Consider the following 15590-nt stretch of genomic DNA (forward strand, 5'->3'; position numbering starts at 1 on the left):
CACGCCGAGGCGCCGCCCGCCGGTGGCAGGGGTCCGCCGTAGGCTGTGCCTGGGAGGCCAGACGGATGCAACTCGGCAGATACCCGGCAGCGCACACGACGATCGCGCACCTGAGCGACATGCACCTGCTCGCCGGCGGTGCCCCGCTCGGTGGCGCAGCCGACACGGTTGCGGCGCTCGATCGGGCCGTCGACCAGCTGGATCGGCTCGGCACCGTCCTCGACGCGATCGTCGTCACCGGCGACATCGCGGATCTCGGCGAGCCCGACGCCTACCGGCTGGCGCGTGCCGCACTCGATCCCCTCGCCGAGCGCGCAGGCGCGGAACTCGTCTGGGTGATGGGCAATCACGACGAACGCGAGCCCTTCGCCGCCGAGCTGCTCGACCTTCCACCGAGCCTCGAGCCGCTGCACCGCGTGGTCGAGCTCGGCGGAGTACGTCTCGTCTCCTTCGACGTCTCCGTGCCCGGCTGGCACCACGGCGCCGTCGACGAGGCGCGCGCCGACTGGTTGTCCGCGGTGCTGGCGGAGCCCGCCCCCATGGGCACCGTGCTCGCGGTGCACCACGCGCCGATCCCGACGCCGATCGCGCTGATGGACGTGCTCGAGTTGCAGGGCCAAGCACGACTCGCCGAGGTGCTGCGGGGGAGCGACGTCCGCCTGATCCTCGGTGGGCACCTGCACTATCCGAGCGCCGGGAGCTTCGCGGGCATCCCCGTCTCGATCGCCGGCGCCACCGCCTACACGCTCGATGTCAGCGCCCCGCCGCGCGAGCTGCAGGGTGTCGACGGCGGCCGATCGTTCTCGCTCGTGCAGCTCTTCGACGACGGGCACCTGGTCTCCGTGGCGCCGCTCGGGCCGAATACGGTGATCTCCCGCTTCGACGAGAGGTTCCTCGACGAGCTCTCGGCGCTCGATCCGCCGGCGAGGCTCGAACGCTTCTCGCGCAAGCGAACGGAGTGACGCCGATGAGTGCGCTCGACCCCGTCATCGAGGACTACCTCGCCCACCTCCGAGACGAACGCCGATACTCGGTGCACACCATCGCGGCATACGCGGCCGATCTCGCCGACCTCGCCCGCTTCGCAGACGGGCGGCGCGGCACGGCGAGTGAACCGCCAGCCGGCCAAGCGGGATCGCCCGATCGCGACGGCGCGCCCACCCGCGACCGTGGGCCCGCCCGCGACGATGAGTCTGCCCGCGACGGTGGGCCCACCCGCGACCGTGGGCCCGCCCGCGACGATGAGTCTGCCCGCGACGCTGGGCCCGCCCGCGACGGTGGGCCCGCCCGCGACGGTGGGTCTGCCCACGACGCGGCGCCGGTCGACGACGCGCCGGTCGACGACGCGGCGGGCGCCGAGCTCGATCTCGCGCTGCTCCGAGACTGGCTCTGGGATGCGGATCAACGCGGACTCGCCCGTGCAACGCTCGCCAGACGAGCCGCCACCGCCCGAGGCTTCGCTGCCTGGCTGGCCGCGAGCGGTCGCGCCGCGAGCGACGCGGGCGCCAGGCTCCGCGCTCCCAAACCGCAGCGCACGCTCCCTCGCGTCTTCAGCCGCGACGCCGCCGACGGCCTGCTCGCGGAACTCGAGGAGGCCGCGGCCGAGGGGGACCCGAACGCCCTGCGGGACCATGCGGTCGTCGAACTGCTCTACGCGGCCGCCCTGCGCGTCTCTGAGCTCGTCGGCCTCGATCTCGACGACCTCGACCGCTCGAACCGAACGGTGCGCGTGCTCGGCAAGGGGGCGAAGGAACGCGTCGTGCCGTACGGCGCCCCGGCGGCGCGTGCGCTCGACCGCTATCTCGAGTTCGGCCGGCCGGCACTGCGGGCGCGGGCGGCCGCCCGAACGGATCCCTCCGCAGCGGCCTCAACGGCCCGGACGTCTCGCCGCGCGGGCGGTCGGGGTGCGTCGGACCGCCCCGGTCCCGCCGTGTTCCTCGGGGCCCGGGGCGGCCGACTGAACGCGAGGAGCGTGCACCGCCTCGTCGCCGGCCTCCTCGCCGAGGTGCCCGGCGGCGGCCCGGCCGGTCCGCACGCATTCCGCCACACGGCGGCCACGCATCTGCTGGACGGCGGGGCGGAGCTGCGAGCGGTGCAGGAGTTCCTGGGGCACGCGAGTCTCGGCACGACCCAGATCTACACGCACGTCTCGGCCGAGCGGCTGAAGCAGAGCTACCGCACCGCCCATCCTCGAGCCTGACGGGGCGCGCCCGGGCGGAGAGCTCAGTCGAGCGGGAGCAGGACCGCACGGGGCACCGAGCCGAGCAGCAGCATCGGCGAGACGTACTCGCCGTGCAATCGGACGCCGAAGTGGACGCAGGCCCCGTCGCAGTGGCCGCCGCTCGCGACGGTGCCGAGCGGCTCGCCCGGGGCGACTGCCGATCCGGCCTCCACGAGCGCCGACACCGGTTCGACGGCGCTCACGTAGCCGTCGCCGTGATCGATGGCGACGAGCGGCCGCCCGGCGACCGCGCCGACGAAGCTCACGGTGCCGGCCGCGGGCGCGCGAACCGGCGTGCCCGCCGCTGCGGCGAGGTCGATGCCGCGATGGCCCGACGCGTATGGAGTGGGCGGCGCCCGGAACGGAGCGGTGATGGTCGCAGGCGGATCGAGCGGCCAGCGCCACCGCGCGGTTGCCGTGGAGTCCGCAGTCGGCGAGGCGCCTCCGGATGCGGTGGGGGCCGCGGGAGCGTCCGCTCGGGCCTCCGCGGAGTGCGCCGAGGCGAGGGCGCCCATCGTGAGCGCGCCGCACACGAGGAGGAGCAGGGGGATGGGGCGATGCAGTCGGGGCATGCCTCGACTCTGCTCCCGCCGGACGGGCCGTCAGCCGGACGCGCGCGAACTCGTGCAGTCGCCGGCTGGCGCGCGTGCTGTGGAGGACGAGGCATCCGCCCGCCCCCAGCGACACGGGTGTCGATCCCGCGTCCGACCGTGGCCCGCCCGGCGAACTGGTAGAGTGGAGCCGCACCTCGCATGTCGAGGTGACTCCGCGTGCCCATTCGGCCGCCGATCCCACTCAGTCCGACTCCACGCGAGTCGCTGCTCAGCAGCGAATCGCCGGTGCGGCGGGATCGCGCCGGGCACCAGGGCTTCCGGCCGCCGGTCGGCAGCGTACAACTGAGAACAGAAGGAGAACGGCTCATGGCCGTCGTCACCATTCGCCAGCTGCTCGACAGCGGCGTGCACTTCGGGCACCAGACCCGCCGCTGGAACCCGAAGATGAAGCGCTTCATCTTCACCGAGCGCTCGGGCATCTACATCATCGACCTGCAGCAGTCGCTCGCCTACATCGACAAGGCGTACGACTTCGTCCGCGAGACGGTCGCCCACGGCGGCACCGTCCTCTTCGTCGGCACGAAGAAGCAGGCGCAGGAGTCCATCGCCGAGCAGGCGACCCGGGTCGGCCAGCCCTACGTGAACCAGCGCTGGCTCGGCGGCCTCCTCACCAACTTCAGCACGGTGTCGAAGCGCCTCGCCCGCATGAAGGAGCTCGAGGAGCTCGACTTCGAGGGCACCACCTCGGGCTTCACGAAGAAGGAGCTGCTGCTCAAGAAGCGCGAGCTCGACAAGCTCCACAAGTCGCTCGGCGGCATCCGCAACCTCTCGAAGACGCCCTCGGCGCTCTGGGTCGTGGACACCAAGAAGGAGCACCTCGCGATCGACGAGGCCAAGAAGCTCGGCATCCCCGTCATCGGCATCCTCGACACGAACTGCGACCCCGACGAGGTGCAGTACCCGATCCCGGGCAACGACGACGCGATCCGCTCGGTGAGCCTGCTCACCCGCATCATCGCCGACGCCGCCGCCGAGGGGCTCATCGAGCGCCACCAGAAGCCGGAGGAGAGCGGCAACGTCTCCGCCGTCGAGCCGCTCGCCGAGTGGGAGCAGGAGCTCCTGCAGCAGGGCGCCGCGACCGAGAAGGCCGTCGAGACCGAGGCTGAGGCCAAGGCCGAGGCCGCCGAGATCGTCGACGAGGCCGCGACCGAGATCGCCGCGACCGAGTCCGAGGCAGACGCCGAGGGCGAGGCCGCTGCCGCCACCCCCGCCGAATAAGTCCCCGAAGGAGACAGCCAGACATGGCAATCAGCATCGCTGACATCAAGGCCCTGCGCGAGCAGCTCGGCACGGGCATGGTCGACACCAAGAAGGCGCTCGAGGAGGCCGGTGGCGACCTCGAGAAGGCCACCGAGATCCTGCGCCTGAAGGGTGCCAAGGGCAACGCCAAGCGCGCCGACCGCTCGACGAGCGAGGGCCTCGTGGCCGCCAAGGAGTCGGCCGCGGGCTACACGATGATCCAGCTCGCCTGCGAGACGGACTTCGTCGCGAAGAACGAGAAGTTCATCGCCCTCGCCGACAAGGTGCTCGACGCGGTCGCCGCCGCCGGCGCCACCGACGTGGCGTCCGCCCTCGCCGCGCCCGCCGACGGCAAGACCGTCGGCGAGCTGATCGACGAGCAGGCCGCCACGCTCGGCGAGAAGGTCGAGCTCTCGAAGGTCGCCACGCTGAGCGGCGAGCAGTTCGCCGTCTACCTGCACAAGACCTCGAAGGACCTGCCCCCGCAGATCGGCGTCGTCGTCGCCTACACGGGTGACGACGCCGAGACCGCGCGGGCGATCGCGCAGCACATCGCGATGTTCGACCCGACGTACCTCACGCGCGACGAGGTGCCGGCCGACATCGTCGAGAAGGAGCGCGAGCTCGTCACCGAGATCAGCCGCAACGAGGGCAAGCCCGAGGCCGCCCTGCCGAAGATCGTGGAGGGTCGTCTCACCGCGTTCTTCAAGCAGGTCGCCCTGCTCGAGCAGGACTACGCCCGCGACAACAAGCAGCAGGTGAAGAAGGTGCTCGACGACGCCGGCCTCACCGTGACCGGTTTCGCCCGGTTCAAGGCCACGGCGTAACGCCGATGAGGAGGAGTCCGGATCGCTCGTCGATCCGGACTCCTTTTCTGTGCGCCCGAGAGGCGCGCACGTGCCCAGACGGGCGCACGCCTGGCCCCGCCCTCCTCGTCGGGCGGGATTCCCAGGCTCCGTACGGCTCCACCACGAGGCCGACGCACTAGTTTGAACTCAGACGAGCGGGAAGGAACCGACACCCATGACCGAGACGCCCAAGCGACGCAGGGTCCTCCTCAAGCTCTCCGGCGAGTCGTTCGGCGGCGGCGCCCTCGGCGTCAACCCCGACGTCGTCAGCCAGATCGCCCGTGAGATCGCGGATGCCGCGCGCACCGTGGAGATCGCGATCGTCGTCGGCGGCGGCAACTTCTTCCGCGGCGCCGAGCTCAGCCAGCGCGGCATGGACCGCGGGCGCGCCGACTACATGGGCATGCTCGGCACCGTCATGAACTCGCTCGCGCTGCAGGACTTCCTCGAGCAGGCGGGTGCGGAGACCCGGGTGCAGTCGGCCATCGAGATGACGCAGGTCGCCGAGCCGTACATCCCGCGCCGCGCCGAGCGCCACCTCGAGAAGGGGCGCGTCGTCATCTTCGGCGCCGGCGCCGGTCTCCCGTACTTCTCGACCGACACCGTCGCCGCGCAGCGCGCCCTCGAGATCGGCGCCGACCTCGTGCTCGTCGCGAAGAACGGCGTCGACGGCGTCTACTCGGACGACCCGCGCACGAACCCCGACGCGCACAAGATCGACCGCATCAGCTACCAGGAGGCGCTCCAGCGCGGCCTCAAGGTCGTCGACTCGACCGCGTTCAGCCTGTGCATGGACAACGGCATGCCGATGCAGGTGTTCGGCATGGAGCCGGCCGGCAATGTCACCGCGGCCATCCTCGGCGCCGACTTCGGCACCGTCGTGGCGAACGGCGTGGAACCCGTCAGTCGATAGACTGACCAGAGGCTTAGAACCGTAAGGAGTTCGACGTGATCGCGGATGTACTTTCCGACGCCGGTGTGCGCATGCAGAAGGCCGTCGAGGCGGCGAAGGAGGATTTCGCCACCGTGCGAACGGGTCGTGCGAACCCGCAGCTCTTCCAGAAGATCATGGTGAGCTACTACGGCACGCCCACCCCGCTCGCCCAGCTTGCCTCGCTCGCCAATCCGGAGGCGCGCACGCTCGTCGTGACGCCCTACGACAAGAGCGCGATGAAGGACATCGAGCAGGCCATCCGCGACACGCCGAACCTCGGGGCCAACCCGAACAACGACGGCAACGTCATCCGGGTGACGCTGCCCGAGCTCACCGAGGAGCGCCGCAAGGAGTTCGTCAAGATCGTCCGCTCGAAGGCGGAGGACGCCCGGGTCTCGGTGCGCAATGTGCGCCGCAAGGCCAAGGACGACCTCGACGCGCTGAAGGGCGAGGTCGGCGACGACGAGGTGGCTCGCGGTGAGAAGGAGCTCGAGCAGGTGACCAAGGCGCACGTCGACCAGATCGACGAGGCGCTGAAGCGCAAGGAAGCCGAACTCCTCGAGGTCTGAGGGCAGCGGATGTCGGGCGTTCCCGAGGAGGAGCGCGACGGGGGATCGGGGCAGGAGCCCGCGTCGCGCGGTGAGTTCCGCGCTCAAGTGCAGGCGCGGAAGGCCGATCTCGAGCGGCAGTTCGGGGCGAGGAAGGCCGATTTCGAACGGCAGTTCGAGGCCGGCAAGGCCCAGTTCGATCAGGCGCAGGAGCGCATCCAGGCGCGCACCGGGCGCAACCTGATCCTGGCGGTGCTGATCGGCGTCGTCTTCGGCGGCGCCCTGTTGCTGAGCCTGCTGTTCCTCAAGGAGCTGTTCATGCTCCTCGCCGTGCTGATGGTCGGCTTCGCGAGCTACGAGCTCGCGCAGGCGCTGCGCAAGGGCTCGTACCTCGTGCCGCGCATCCCGACCGTCGTCGCGGCCGTGGTGGCCGTGCCCGTCGCGTACTATGGCGGACCTGGCGGGCAGCTGCTCGCGGTCCTCGGCGGCATCCTGCTGGTGACGCTCTGGCGTCTCGTCGAGCAGGCGTTCCCGAAGTCGGTCGCAGGCTCCAGAGGCCTCGTGCGCGATCTCGCCGCCGGGGCGTTCGTGCAGGGGTACGTGACGTTCCTCGCGTCCTTCGCCGTCGTGCTGACGGCGGCCGACGGCGGGCAGTGGTGGACGCTCGCGTTCATCATCATCGCGGTCGGCGCGGACACCGGCGCCTACGCCGCCGGACTGATGTTCGGCAAGCATCCGATGGCCCCGGTGATCAGCCCGAAGAAGACGTGGGAGGGCTTCGCCGGGGGAGCGCTGGCGAGCCTCGTCGCCGGTGTGCTGCTGTCGGTGTTCATGCTCGGCAACACGTGGTGGTTCGGGCTCATCTTCGGCGCCGCGGTGCTGCTCACGGCGACCCTCGGCGATCTCGCGGAGTCGCTCATCAAGCGGGATCTCGGCATCAAGGACATGAGCTCGTGGCTCCCCGGGCACGGTGGCTTCCTCGACCGCCTCGACTCGATCCTGCCGTCCGCCGCAGTTGCCTTCGTGGCCTTCCAGCTCTTCGGGTGAGCGTGCGCAATACTGGAGCGGTGTCTTCTCCCTTTCCGCGCGCACGAAAGCCCAAGCTCGGGTACCACACCGGCGAGGTCGACGAGTTCCTGAGGCTGGCGCGTCGCGCCTACGACGGCACTCCGGCGCCTGGAGACCGGGCGATCACGGCGGAGTCGATCCGGCTGACCGCGTTCGGCATGCAGAAGCACGGCTACTCGACCGACCACGTGGATGCCGCGCTCGAACGTCTGGAAGACGCCTTCGCCGCGCAGGAGCGCCGCACCTCCGCACTGCTGTACGGCCAGGAGGCGTGGCTGCGGGAGGCGCGCACCACGGCGCAGGTCATCGCCAACCGCCTCGGGCGTCCGGAGCACCACCGCTTCGAGCGGGTGAACCCGCTCGTCACGGGGTACCGGGTCGAGGACGTCGACCGCTTCGCGGACAAGCTCACGCGGTACTTCCGCGACGGCTGGCCGATCTCCGTCGACGATGTGCGCACGGTGACCTTCCGGCCCCAGCGCGGCGGCTACCGCGAGGCGCAGGTCGACCTCGTGCTCGACGCCGTCGTCGACGTCATGCTGGCCGTGCGATGAGCCACGCGGTCTGGCTAGACTCGGAGCATCGTGGGTAGGCACTCTGACGCAGGCGCGCCACGCGCATCCGATCCCTCCTCGCCCGGTTCGGCGAGCGGCGCGGTCGTGGCATCGGCTCCGGCAGCGCCGCGCTCGAGTTCCGCCGTACGCTCCAGGCTGAAGCAGGCGCTGACCGTGGGCTTCGCCTCGGCGGCGAGCATCGGCATCATCCTCGTCAACCTCGTCGACCCGACCGTCGACGCGCGCGCCACGGCGTCCGGTGTCGAGTTCGCCGCGGCCGGCGACCGCTTCGACGGACGAGCGGTGCAGGACCTCGAGCTCGCGGGCGAGTACACGCTGTCGGTGGGCCGCGAGGACTACGCGGTCGAGAAGAAGCCCGAGCCCATCGTCGAGGCCCCCGCCGCCGTCGCCTGGGCGCCGCCCGCGGTCACCCCGGATCCGGGGTCGGCCCAGGGATACGCCGCCGGCGCGGTCGCCGCACGCGGCTGGGGTTCCGGGGAGTTCGACTGCCTCGTGGCGCTGTGGAATCGCGAGTCGGGCTGGCGGGTGAACGCCCACAACAGTTCGAGCGGGGCGTACGGCATCCCGCAGGCGCTGCCCGGTTCGAAGATGGCCAGCGCGGGCGACGACTGGGAGACGAACGCCGCCACCCAGATCGAATGGGGCCTCGGATACATCCAGGGCCGCTACAGCTCGCCGTGCGGCGCGTGGGCCCACTCCGAGTCCGCCGGCTGGTACTGACGCCGGCGCCGCCGTCCGGCAGGCGCCCTCGCCACCTCGCCATAGACTGGTTCGCATGGCACCCTCGCACCGCTCCCGTGGGCGGGCCGCGCGCGCACGCGAGCCGCACCAGGAGCTCGACGTCGAACGGCTGACCTCGGGCTGGCGTCGGAGCGAGACCCGGCGCGGCCGCGAGTGGAACGTCCAGCCGGTCTCCGAAGCGCAGGCGCAGAAGGCGTACGCCTGCCCGGGCTGCGGTCAGCAGATCGCACCGGGCACCGCCCACCTCGTGGCGTGGCGGGCGGACGGCGTGCTCGGCGATGCGGCGGACCTCTCCGCACGCCGGCACTGGCACACCCACTGCTGGAAGGCGGGCACATGACGCAGCACGACTCGGCCGAGAGCGCCCCGGTGGAGATCCGCGCGGGCGTCGAACTCCCCGCCGTCAGAGAACCGATCGAACTGGTCACGAGCGACGGGCTGCGGCTCGTCGGTGAACTCGCCGTGCCCGAGGGGCGCCCGCCGGTCGCGACGCTCGTCACGCTGCATCCGCTGCCCACCGCCGGCGGCTTCATGGACTCGCACATCCTGCGGAAGGCGGCGGCCAGGCTTCCGGCTCTCGCGGATCTCGCGGTCCTGCGCTTCAACACCCGGGGGACGACGTCCCCGCGGGGGACGAGCGACGGCGCGTTCGGCGAGGGGGATGCCGAGCGGGCGGACGTCGCCGCGGCGATGGACTTCGTCGAGGCGCGGAACCTCCCGCACCCGTGGCTGCTCGGCTGGTCGTTCGGCACCGAGCTCGCCCTCAAGTACGGCCTGGAGCATCGCATCGACGGCGCCATCCTGCTGTCGCCGCCGTTGCACCGGACGAGCGAGGCCGAACTGCGGCGCTGGCAGGACGCCGCCCCTCGCCTCGTCGCGCTCATCCCGGAGTTCGACGACTACCTGCGCCCCGCGGAGGCGGCGACCAGGTTCGCCGGCGTGCCGCGGCTCGAGCGGATCGACGTCGCGGGGGGTCGGCACCTGTGGGTCGGCGAGACGCAGACCAGGCGCGTCCTCGACGAGATCGTCGCGGTGGTGAACCCCGCGGCCGCGCCGTTGCCCACGAGCTGGCCGCTCGCGAGCGCCTGACCCACTGCTGCGCGCCTCAGCGCTCGTTCTGGCGGGGGATGACGACCTGCTTGATGATGAGCTGGAGCGACGCGGCGATGGGGATGGCGACCAGGGCGCCCAGCACGCCGAGGAGCGCACCGCCCGCGAGCGCCGCGACCACCACGAGCGCTGCGGGCACCTTGACGGCCCGATTCATGATGCGCGGGCTCAGCACGTATGCCTCGACCTGCATGTAGACGACGTAGTAGACCGCGGCGACGAGCGCGGTGAGCGGCGAACCCAGCCCCGGGATGAGGCAGACCAGCACGATCAGGATCGAACCGGTCAGCGTACCGACGAGCGGGACGAGCGAGAAGGCGAACGCGACGAAGGCGAGCACCGCGGAGAACGGCGCCTGGATCACCGAGAGGAAGACGAAGCTCGCCATGCCGTTGATGGCTGCGAGCGACACCTGGCCGATGACGTAGCGTCCGACCGACTGGGTGATCTGCTCCGTGAGGTCGGCGAAGCGGGGGCGGCGCGAGGCAGGCACGAGCTGGTAGATCCCGCGCTTCATGGTGTTCAGCGACGCCGTGAAGTAGAGCGTGAGGATGACCACGATGATGACGGCGAAGAGGCCGGATCCGAGGGCCACGGCGACCTGCCAGACGCCGCCCGCGAGCTCGCTGATCTTGTCCGGGTCGCTCACGAAGTCGACGACGCCCTTCGAGACGCTGTCCCAGATCTCCTGGACGTTCAGGAGCGGGAACTGCTCCTGCAGCGACTCGAGCGTGCCGGACACCCATTCGGTCGAGTTCAGATTGGCGACCAGCAGCGGCACCCGCTGCACGAGCTGGCCGACCTGTTCGACGATGATCGGGATGACCGCGAGGAGCAGTGCGGCGACGAGGGCCGCGACGCCCGCCATGACGACGAGGATCGAACTCCAGCGGGGGAGTCCGCGCCGCTCGAGCCAGGCGATCGCCGGCTCGAGCCCGAGGGCGAGGAAGAGGGCCGCCCCGACATAGGTGAGGATCGTCGAGAGGCTCGCGAGCGACATCAGGATCAGCAGCCCGACGCCGACGCCGAGCGTGCCGACGAGCCCGACCCGGAACGCGTTCTGGATCTTCATGCCGGGTGCAGCCCCGCCCTCGCTACTTGGTGTCCGCGGCGACCTGCTCCGCCTGGGTCAGGACCCCGCGGAGGCTCTCGAAGTACCCGGCGACGGCGTCGCGCTCGATGCGGATCTGCGAGAGCCGGTCCTCGGCGTCGGCGACGAGGGCGCGGGTGCGCTCCTCGGCGTCTGCGATGAGCTTGCGGGCCTGGTCGTGGGCGGCCTGCACGCGGGAGTGCGCCTCGTCCTCCGCACGGGTGCGGAGCTCGGCGATCTCGGCGCGGACCTCGGTTTCGAGCCGCTCGACCTCGGCCCGGCTCGCGGCGGTCCGCGCGACCGCGTCGGCGAGCTCGGCGTTCGCCTCGTCCAGGAACTTCTTGGTCTCGGCGACGCCCTGCTGGTGGGCGGCGAGCAGCTCCTGCTCGGCTTCGTCGCGCTTCGTCGCGAGCTCGGTCTCGAGGTCGATGCGGGCCTGCTCGATCTCGCGGGTCTTCCGGTTCACCTCGTGCGTCGTCTTCTTGCGCATCGAGGTGAGCTGGTTGTCGAGGTCGATGCGGGCCTGCTCCGCCTCGGCCTCGAAGTCCGCTCGGGCCTGCTCCTGCTCGAGGGCGAGGTCGGCCCGCATCTGCTCGAGCTCCGCGGCGTGCCTCGCCCGGATCCGCTCGAGCTCGTGGGCGAGCTTCTGCTTCGCGGCCTCGGCTTCGCGCGCGCGATCGATGGCGGCCTGCTCGCGGGCGAGCTCGAGCTCCTCGCGACCGGCGGCGAGCTCACGGGCGAGGTCGGCGCGGGCCTGCTCGAGCTCGTGCCCGAGGGCGGTGCGCTTCTCGGCCGCCTCGGCGGCCACGGCGGCGCGCGCCTCGTCGCTCTCGCGGGCGAGGTCGAGTCGTGACTGCTCGGTCTCGGCGGCCAGGTCCAGACGGACCTGCTCACTCTCCTTCGCGAGCTCGGCCCTGGCGCGGTCGAGCTCGACCGCGACCTCGGCGCGGGTCTGCTCGGTCTCCTGCGCGAGCCCCGCCGCCGTGGTCTTCGCCTCGTTCGCCTCGGCGTGCGCCTCCGCCAGCAGCTCGGACGCGCGCCGCTCCGCCTCGGAGAGGGTCGCGGCGGCCTCGCGCTTCGCACTCGCCCGGAGCTCTGCCGTCTCGGTCGAGGCCGAGCTGCGGATCGCGGCGGCGTCACGGGCGGCCTCCTGACGCAGCTGCTCGCTCGTCTCGTGCGCGCGAGCGACCATGTCGTCGGCCTCGGCGCGGGCGTTCTCGAGCACGCGGCTGGCCTGGGCGCGCGCCTCGGAGACGCTCCGCTCGGCGAGCTCCTTGGCGTCGGACTTCAGGACGTGCACTTCGTCCTCGGCGGCGCGGCGGAGCTTCTCGGCGTCGATGTCGGCCTGGGCGATCAGCCGGGTGGACTGCTCCTCGGCGACGCGCAGCGTGTTCTCGAGCTTGGTGCCGAGGCCGGAGAAGGTGGGGCTGCCGACCTCTTCGAGTTCGGCCGTGAGCTCTTCGATCCGGGCGAGGAGCCGCTTGTTCTCCTTCGACGCCTCGGCCGACTGGGTGTTCGCGGCGATGATGTCGCGACGCAGGCCGTTGATCGCCTTGTCGACTTCGTCCTTGTCGTATCCGCGGAACACCTGGGTGAACTCGGTCTCTTCGACGGCCATTCTTCCTCCGTGTCGGTCCCGCGACGGCGAAAAGGCGCGCGGGAATCGCCTCCGATTGTACGGGTAGGAGGCGCAGCCGGGGATTTCGTCTTCAGCTGGCGGTTAGGAGACGCTCAGGCGCGCTGGGTAGTGTGGAATGTCTTTGCCCCTGGAGGTCCTCCGTGCGATTCGTCCTCGCCATCGTGGCGTTCGTCGCTGCCGCCGTGCTGATCGGGCTGGGCATCGCCCAGCGCACGGTCTTCCTCGAGCCTGCCCGGGTGTCGCTCACGGCGACCGTCGACGAGTCGGTCGACTACGTCGTGATCGAGCCCGACGCGCTCGCCGCGCACCCCGGCAAGCAGACGCTCAGCGCCGCCGGCGACGGCTCGGTCTTCCTCGCCTATGGGCGCTCGTCCGACGTGGAGGCCTGGGTGCGCGCGAGCGACCACGTGACCATCGGCTACGACGCCGAGACCGACGAGCTCGTGAGCGAACGGGTCGACGGGGTGACGGACACCCCGACCGAGGAGCCGCCCGTGGCCGGCGCGGTGGAGCCGGCGACGCCGGCGACGCCTGAGGCGCCGGAGACGGAGGCCGACACGGCGACCGTCTCGCCGGCGGGGTCCGACCTCTGGCTGGACCAGTTCACGGGCGACGGCCGTGTCACGACCACGATCGCGGCACCCGAGGGCATCTCCGTGATCGTGGCCTCCGGCTCGGAGGACGCGGTGCCCGACCGGCTCGCCGTCGCCTGGCCGCTCGACAACTCCACGCCCTGGGCGGGTCCCCTGCTCGTCGGGGGCAGCGTCATGTTCCTCGTCGGCCTGGTGCTCCTCCTCCTCGGCATCCGCCACCACCGCCGCTCGCGCGGCCCGCGGCGCAACCTCCCCAAGGGGCCGCGCGGTCTCCGCCGCCGCCCTGCGCCGAGTCAGGCCGAGCAGTCGCAGGCGCTCGGCCGCGGGCGTCGGGCGCTCCTCGCCCCGCTCGTGCTGGTGCCCGCGCTCGCGCTCTCCGCGTGCTCGTCCGACTACTGGCCGAGTTTCGAGCAGCCGGCGCCGAGCGAGGAGGCGACCGCGACGCCCGGTCCGACCGAGAGCGAGGCGCCCGCCGAGGGTGAGCCCACCGAGGCGACCGTGCCCGCGGTCACCGAACCGCAGATGGAGCGCATCATGCGCACGATCTCGGAGTTCACCGTCGCCAACGACGAGGCGCGGGCGAGCGACGAGCTCGAGACCCGCTTCACGGGCCCTGCGCTCGAGGCACGGGCGGCCGACTACACGATCCGCGGCACCCTGCCCGATCAGACGCAGGTGCTCGCCATCCCGCCGGGTCCGCTGTCCGTGATGCTCCCGCAGCAGACGAGCGCCGATCCGACGACTGGATGGCCGCGCACCGTGCTGACGGTCATGGAGTCCTCCGACGACGCCGCGGTCGCCCCGACGGCGCTCGTGCTCCAGCAGGATTCGCCGCGCGACCAGTACCACGTGCTGTACACGATGTCGCTCGTGCCGGGGCCGGAGTTCCCCGACGTCGCGCCCGCGTCGATCGGCGCGCCGATCATCGCGCCCGAGTACAAGGGTCTCTCGCTCGCACCGTCCCAGGTCTCGACCGCGTTCGCCGACATCCTGATGAAGGGGGCCGAGAGCGAGTACGCACCGCTGTTCGACCTCGAGGGCACCGACCTGGACGACACGCTCAACGCGACCGCGCGGGCGAACGAGGTCCAGGGGGCGAACCCGACCATCACGCTGAGCGTCTCCGCCGTCGCGGGCGACGCCCCCGTCGTCGCGCTCGCGACGAACGACGCGGGCGCGCTCGTCTCGACGCTCGTGCGCCGCACCGAGCAATCGCGGCCGAACGACGGCGGCACGACCGGCTTCAAGGAGGACACGCCCGCTCGCGCGCTGTCCGGCTTCACCGAGCAGAGCGCGAAGGGCGTGCAGTCCACTCGCGATCTGCAGCTGCTCTTCTACGTGCCGGCCGTCGGCACGGATGAACCCATTCGGCTCCTCGGCTGGTCCGAGAGCCTCGTCAGCGCCTCGGAGGTCCAATGACGAACTCGAACGACCCGATCGGCCTGCGCGGAGCGGTCGACCTCTCCTCGCTCGCGCAGCGCCCTCAGCCGTCGGCGGACGGCACGGCTGCGGCAGGCGGAGGCTCCGATCCGCTGATCGTCGAGGCCGACGACCAGAGCTTCGGCCGGGTGCTCGAGCAGAGCAAGACGGTCCCGGTGGTCACGGCCCTCTGGGCCGGGTTCAGCGAGCCCTCCATCGAGCTCGTCGACCGGATCGCCCGACTGGTCCGCGCTCGCGACGGCCGGCTCCTGCTCGCCGCCGTCGACGCGGAGCGGAGCCCCCAGCTCGTGCAGGCGCTGCAGGCCCAGTCCGTGCCGACCGTCGTCGCCCTCGTCGCCGGGCAGCCGGTGCCGCTCTTCGCGGGCTCGCAGCCCGACGAGGTCATCGAGCAGCTGTTCGACCAGCTCCTCGAGCTCGGCGCGCAGCACGGCGCCGACGGTCGGATCGATCCCGGCGCCACGGCTGGAGACGAGTCGGCCGAGCCGGTCGAGGCCCCGCTGCCGCCGCTCCACCAGGAGGCGTACGACGCCATCGAGCGCGGTGACTACGCGGCCGCCGAGACGGCGTACCGCACGGCGATGGCGCAGGACCCGCGCGACCAGCTCGCGGTCGCCGGGCTGGCTCAGGTGCGCCTGCTCGGGCGCCTGCAGGGCAAGAGCCTCGACGAGATCCGGAACGCCGCGGCATCCGCCCCGGGCGATCTCGACGCGCAGCTCGCCGTCGCCGACCTCGACCTCTCCGGCGGGCACATCGACGACGCCTTCGACCGGCTGCTGAGCCTGTTCCCGACGCTCGACCCGGAGGGCAAGGCGGCCGTGCGCGAGCGTCTCGTGGAGCTGTTCGAGGTCGTCGGCACGGAAGACCCCCGGGTCGCCGTGGCGCGCCGCCGGCTCGCGAGCCTGCTGTACTGAGGCGGGCGGGCCGACCCTC

Annotated in this window: 16 protein-coding genes; 13 read left to right on the top strand and 3 right to left on the bottom strand. The window is 71.8% G+C overall.

Annotation, left to right across the window (positions count from 1 at the left end; translation table 11 throughout):
• The first annotated feature begins 65 nt into the window (after nucleotides 1-65).
• The gene (locus IEY71_RS08585) at nucleotides 66-962 is read left to right on the top strand and encodes a metallophosphoesterase (RefSeq protein ID WP_189084796.1); all 897 of its coding nucleotides are present in this window, start codon (nucleotides 66-68) and stop codon (nucleotides 960-962) included.
• A 5-nt stretch (nucleotides 963-967) separates the two neighbouring features.
• On the top strand, nucleotides 968-2200 hold the full coding sequence (locus IEY71_RS08590) for a tyrosine-type recombinase/integrase (protein WP_189084797.1): 1233 nt from the start codon (nucleotides 968-970) through the stop codon (nucleotides 2198-2200).
• 23 nt (nucleotides 2201-2223) lie between these two features.
• Here IEY71_RS08590 and IEY71_RS08595 read toward each other — a convergent pair whose 3' ends face one another.
• Nucleotides 2224-2793, bottom strand: coding sequence for a murein hydrolase activator EnvC family protein (locus IEY71_RS08595; protein WP_229781597.1), 570 nt, complete (start codon nucleotides 2791-2793; stop codon nucleotides 2224-2226).
• 348 nt (nucleotides 2794-3141) lie between these two features.
• On the opposite strand from IEY71_RS08595, the gene rpsB reads away from it, so the two are divergent.
• The 9 genes from rpsB to IEY71_RS08640 all read left to right on the top strand — a co-directional run bounded on the left by rpsB (nucleotide 3142) and on the right by IEY71_RS08640 (nucleotide 9877).
• Entirely contained in the window at nucleotides 3142-4053 is a 912-nt protein-coding gene (rpsB, locus tag IEY71_RS08600) for a 30S ribosomal protein S2 (RefSeq protein ID WP_189084798.1), read from the top strand.
• A gap of 23 nt (nucleotides 4054-4076) precedes the next feature.
• Nucleotides 4077-4901, top strand: a complete 825-nt coding sequence (gene tsf, locus IEY71_RS08605; RefSeq protein WP_189084799.1) for a translation elongation factor Ts — start codon at nucleotides 4077-4079, stop codon at nucleotides 4899-4901.
• Nucleotides 4902-5097: 196 nt separating this feature from the next.
• Nucleotides 5098-5835 (top strand): UMP kinase, encoded by a 738-nt coding sequence (gene pyrH / locus IEY71_RS08610; protein ID WP_189084800.1) that lies wholly within the window; start codon nucleotides 5098-5100, stop codon nucleotides 5833-5835.
• 35 nt (nucleotides 5836-5870) lie between these two features.
• On the top strand, nucleotides 5871-6425 hold the full coding sequence (gene frr / locus IEY71_RS08615) for a ribosome recycling factor (protein ID WP_189084801.1): 555 nt from the start codon (nucleotides 5871-5873) through the stop codon (nucleotides 6423-6425).
• Nucleotides 6426-6434: 9 nt separating this feature from the next.
• Nucleotides 6435-7451 carry a phosphatidate cytidylyltransferase gene (locus tag IEY71_RS08620; protein WP_189084802.1) on the top strand — a complete coding sequence of 339 codons (1017 nt, stop codon included), beginning with the start codon at nucleotides 6435-6437 and terminating at the stop codon, nucleotides 7449-7451.
• 20 nt (nucleotides 7452-7471) lie between these two features.
• Nucleotides 7472-8026, top strand: coding sequence for a DivIVA domain-containing protein (locus IEY71_RS08625; RefSeq protein ID WP_189084803.1), 555 nt, complete (start codon nucleotides 7472-7474; stop codon nucleotides 8024-8026).
• A gap of 174 nt (nucleotides 8027-8200) precedes the next feature.
• Nucleotides 8201-8767 carry an aggregation-promoting factor C-terminal-like domain-containing protein gene (locus IEY71_RS08630; RefSeq protein WP_229781598.1) on the top strand — a complete coding sequence of 189 codons (567 nt, stop codon included), beginning with the start codon at nucleotides 8201-8203 and terminating at the stop codon, nucleotides 8765-8767.
• Nucleotides 8768-8822: 55 nt separating this feature from the next.
• Complete coding sequence (locus tag IEY71_RS08635; protein WP_189084805.1) at nucleotides 8823-9128, top strand: Rv1322 family protein; 306 nt, start codon at nucleotides 8823-8825, stop codon at nucleotides 9126-9128.
• Nucleotides 9125-9877: an alpha/beta hydrolase gene (locus tag IEY71_RS08640; RefSeq protein ID WP_189084806.1), complete on the top strand. Its 753-nt coding sequence runs from the start codon at nucleotides 9125-9127 to the stop codon at nucleotides 9875-9877. Before IEY71_RS08635 ends, IEY71_RS08640 begins: the two co-directional genes overlap by 4 nt.
• A gap of 16 nt (nucleotides 9878-9893) precedes the next feature.
• Here the strand turns inward: IEY71_RS08640 and IEY71_RS08645 are convergent, their stop codons facing one another.
• Nucleotides 9894-10970: an AI-2E family transporter gene (locus IEY71_RS08645; protein ID WP_189084807.1), complete on the bottom strand. Its 1077-nt coding sequence runs from the start codon at nucleotides 10968-10970 to the stop codon at nucleotides 9894-9896.
• A 22-nt stretch (nucleotides 10971-10992) separates the two neighbouring features.
• Entirely contained in the window at nucleotides 10993-12606 is a 1614-nt protein-coding gene (locus IEY71_RS08650; RefSeq protein ID WP_189084808.1) for a DivIVA domain-containing protein, read from the bottom strand.
• 161 nt (nucleotides 12607-12767) lie between these two features.
• Between IEY71_RS08650 and IEY71_RS08655 the strand changes: the two genes are divergently transcribed.
• Complete coding sequence (locus IEY71_RS08655) at nucleotides 12768-14639, top strand: DUF8094 domain-containing protein (protein ID WP_189084809.1); 1872 nt, start codon at nucleotides 12768-12770, stop codon at nucleotides 14637-14639.
• On the top strand, nucleotides 14636-15571 hold the full coding sequence (locus IEY71_RS08660; protein WP_189084810.1) for a tetratricopeptide repeat protein: 936 nt from the start codon (nucleotides 14636-14638) through the stop codon (nucleotides 15569-15571). Before IEY71_RS08655 ends, IEY71_RS08660 begins: the two co-directional genes overlap by 4 nt.
• Nucleotides 15572-15590: the final 19 nt, after the last annotated feature.

The organism is Agromyces mediolanus (assembly GCF_014648575.1).
GTDB classification, from domain to species: Bacteria; Actinomycetota; Actinomycetes; order Actinomycetales; family Microbacteriaceae; genus Agromyces; species Agromyces mediolanus.

Coding starts and splice junctions, on each gene's coding strand:
- IEY71_RS08650 (WP_189084808.1), bottom strand. CDS start 12,606: ATGGCCGTCGAAGAGACCGAGTTCACCCAGGTGTTCCGCGGATACGAC.
- IEY71_RS08635 (WP_189084805.1), top strand. CDS start 8,823: ATGGCACCCTCGCACCGCTCCCGTGGGCGGGCCGCGCGCGCACGCGAG.
- IEY71_RS08620 (WP_189084802.1), top strand. CDS start 6,435: ATGTCGGGCGTTCCCGAGGAGGAGCGCGACGGGGGATCGGGGCAGGAG.
- tsf (WP_189084799.1), top strand. CDS start 4,077: ATGGCAATCAGCATCGCTGACATCAAGGCCCTGCGCGAGCAGCTCGGC.
- IEY71_RS08645 (WP_189084807.1), bottom strand. CDS start 10,970: ATGAAGATCCAGAACGCGTTCCGGGTCGGGCTCGTCGGCACGCTCGGC.
- IEY71_RS08590 (WP_189084797.1), top strand. CDS start 968: ATGAGTGCGCTCGACCCCGTCATCGAGGACTACCTCGCCCACCTCCGA.
- IEY71_RS08660 (WP_189084810.1), top strand. CDS start 14,636: ATGACGAACTCGAACGACCCGATCGGCCTGCGCGGAGCGGTCGACCTC.
- rpsB (WP_189084798.1), top strand. CDS start 3,142: ATGGCCGTCGTCACCATTCGCCAGCTGCTCGACAGCGGCGTGCACTTC.
- pyrH (WP_189084800.1), top strand. CDS start 5,098: ATGACCGAGACGCCCAAGCGACGCAGGGTCCTCCTCAAGCTCTCCGGC.
- IEY71_RS08595 (WP_229781597.1), bottom strand. CDS start 2,793: ATGCCCCGACTGCATCGCCCCATCCCCCTGCTCCTCCTCGTGTGCGGC.
- IEY71_RS08640 (WP_189084806.1), top strand. CDS start 9,125: ATGACGCAGCACGACTCGGCCGAGAGCGCCCCGGTGGAGATCCGCGCG.
- IEY71_RS08585 (WP_189084796.1), top strand. CDS start 66: ATGCAACTCGGCAGATACCCGGCAGCGCACACGACGATCGCGCACCTG.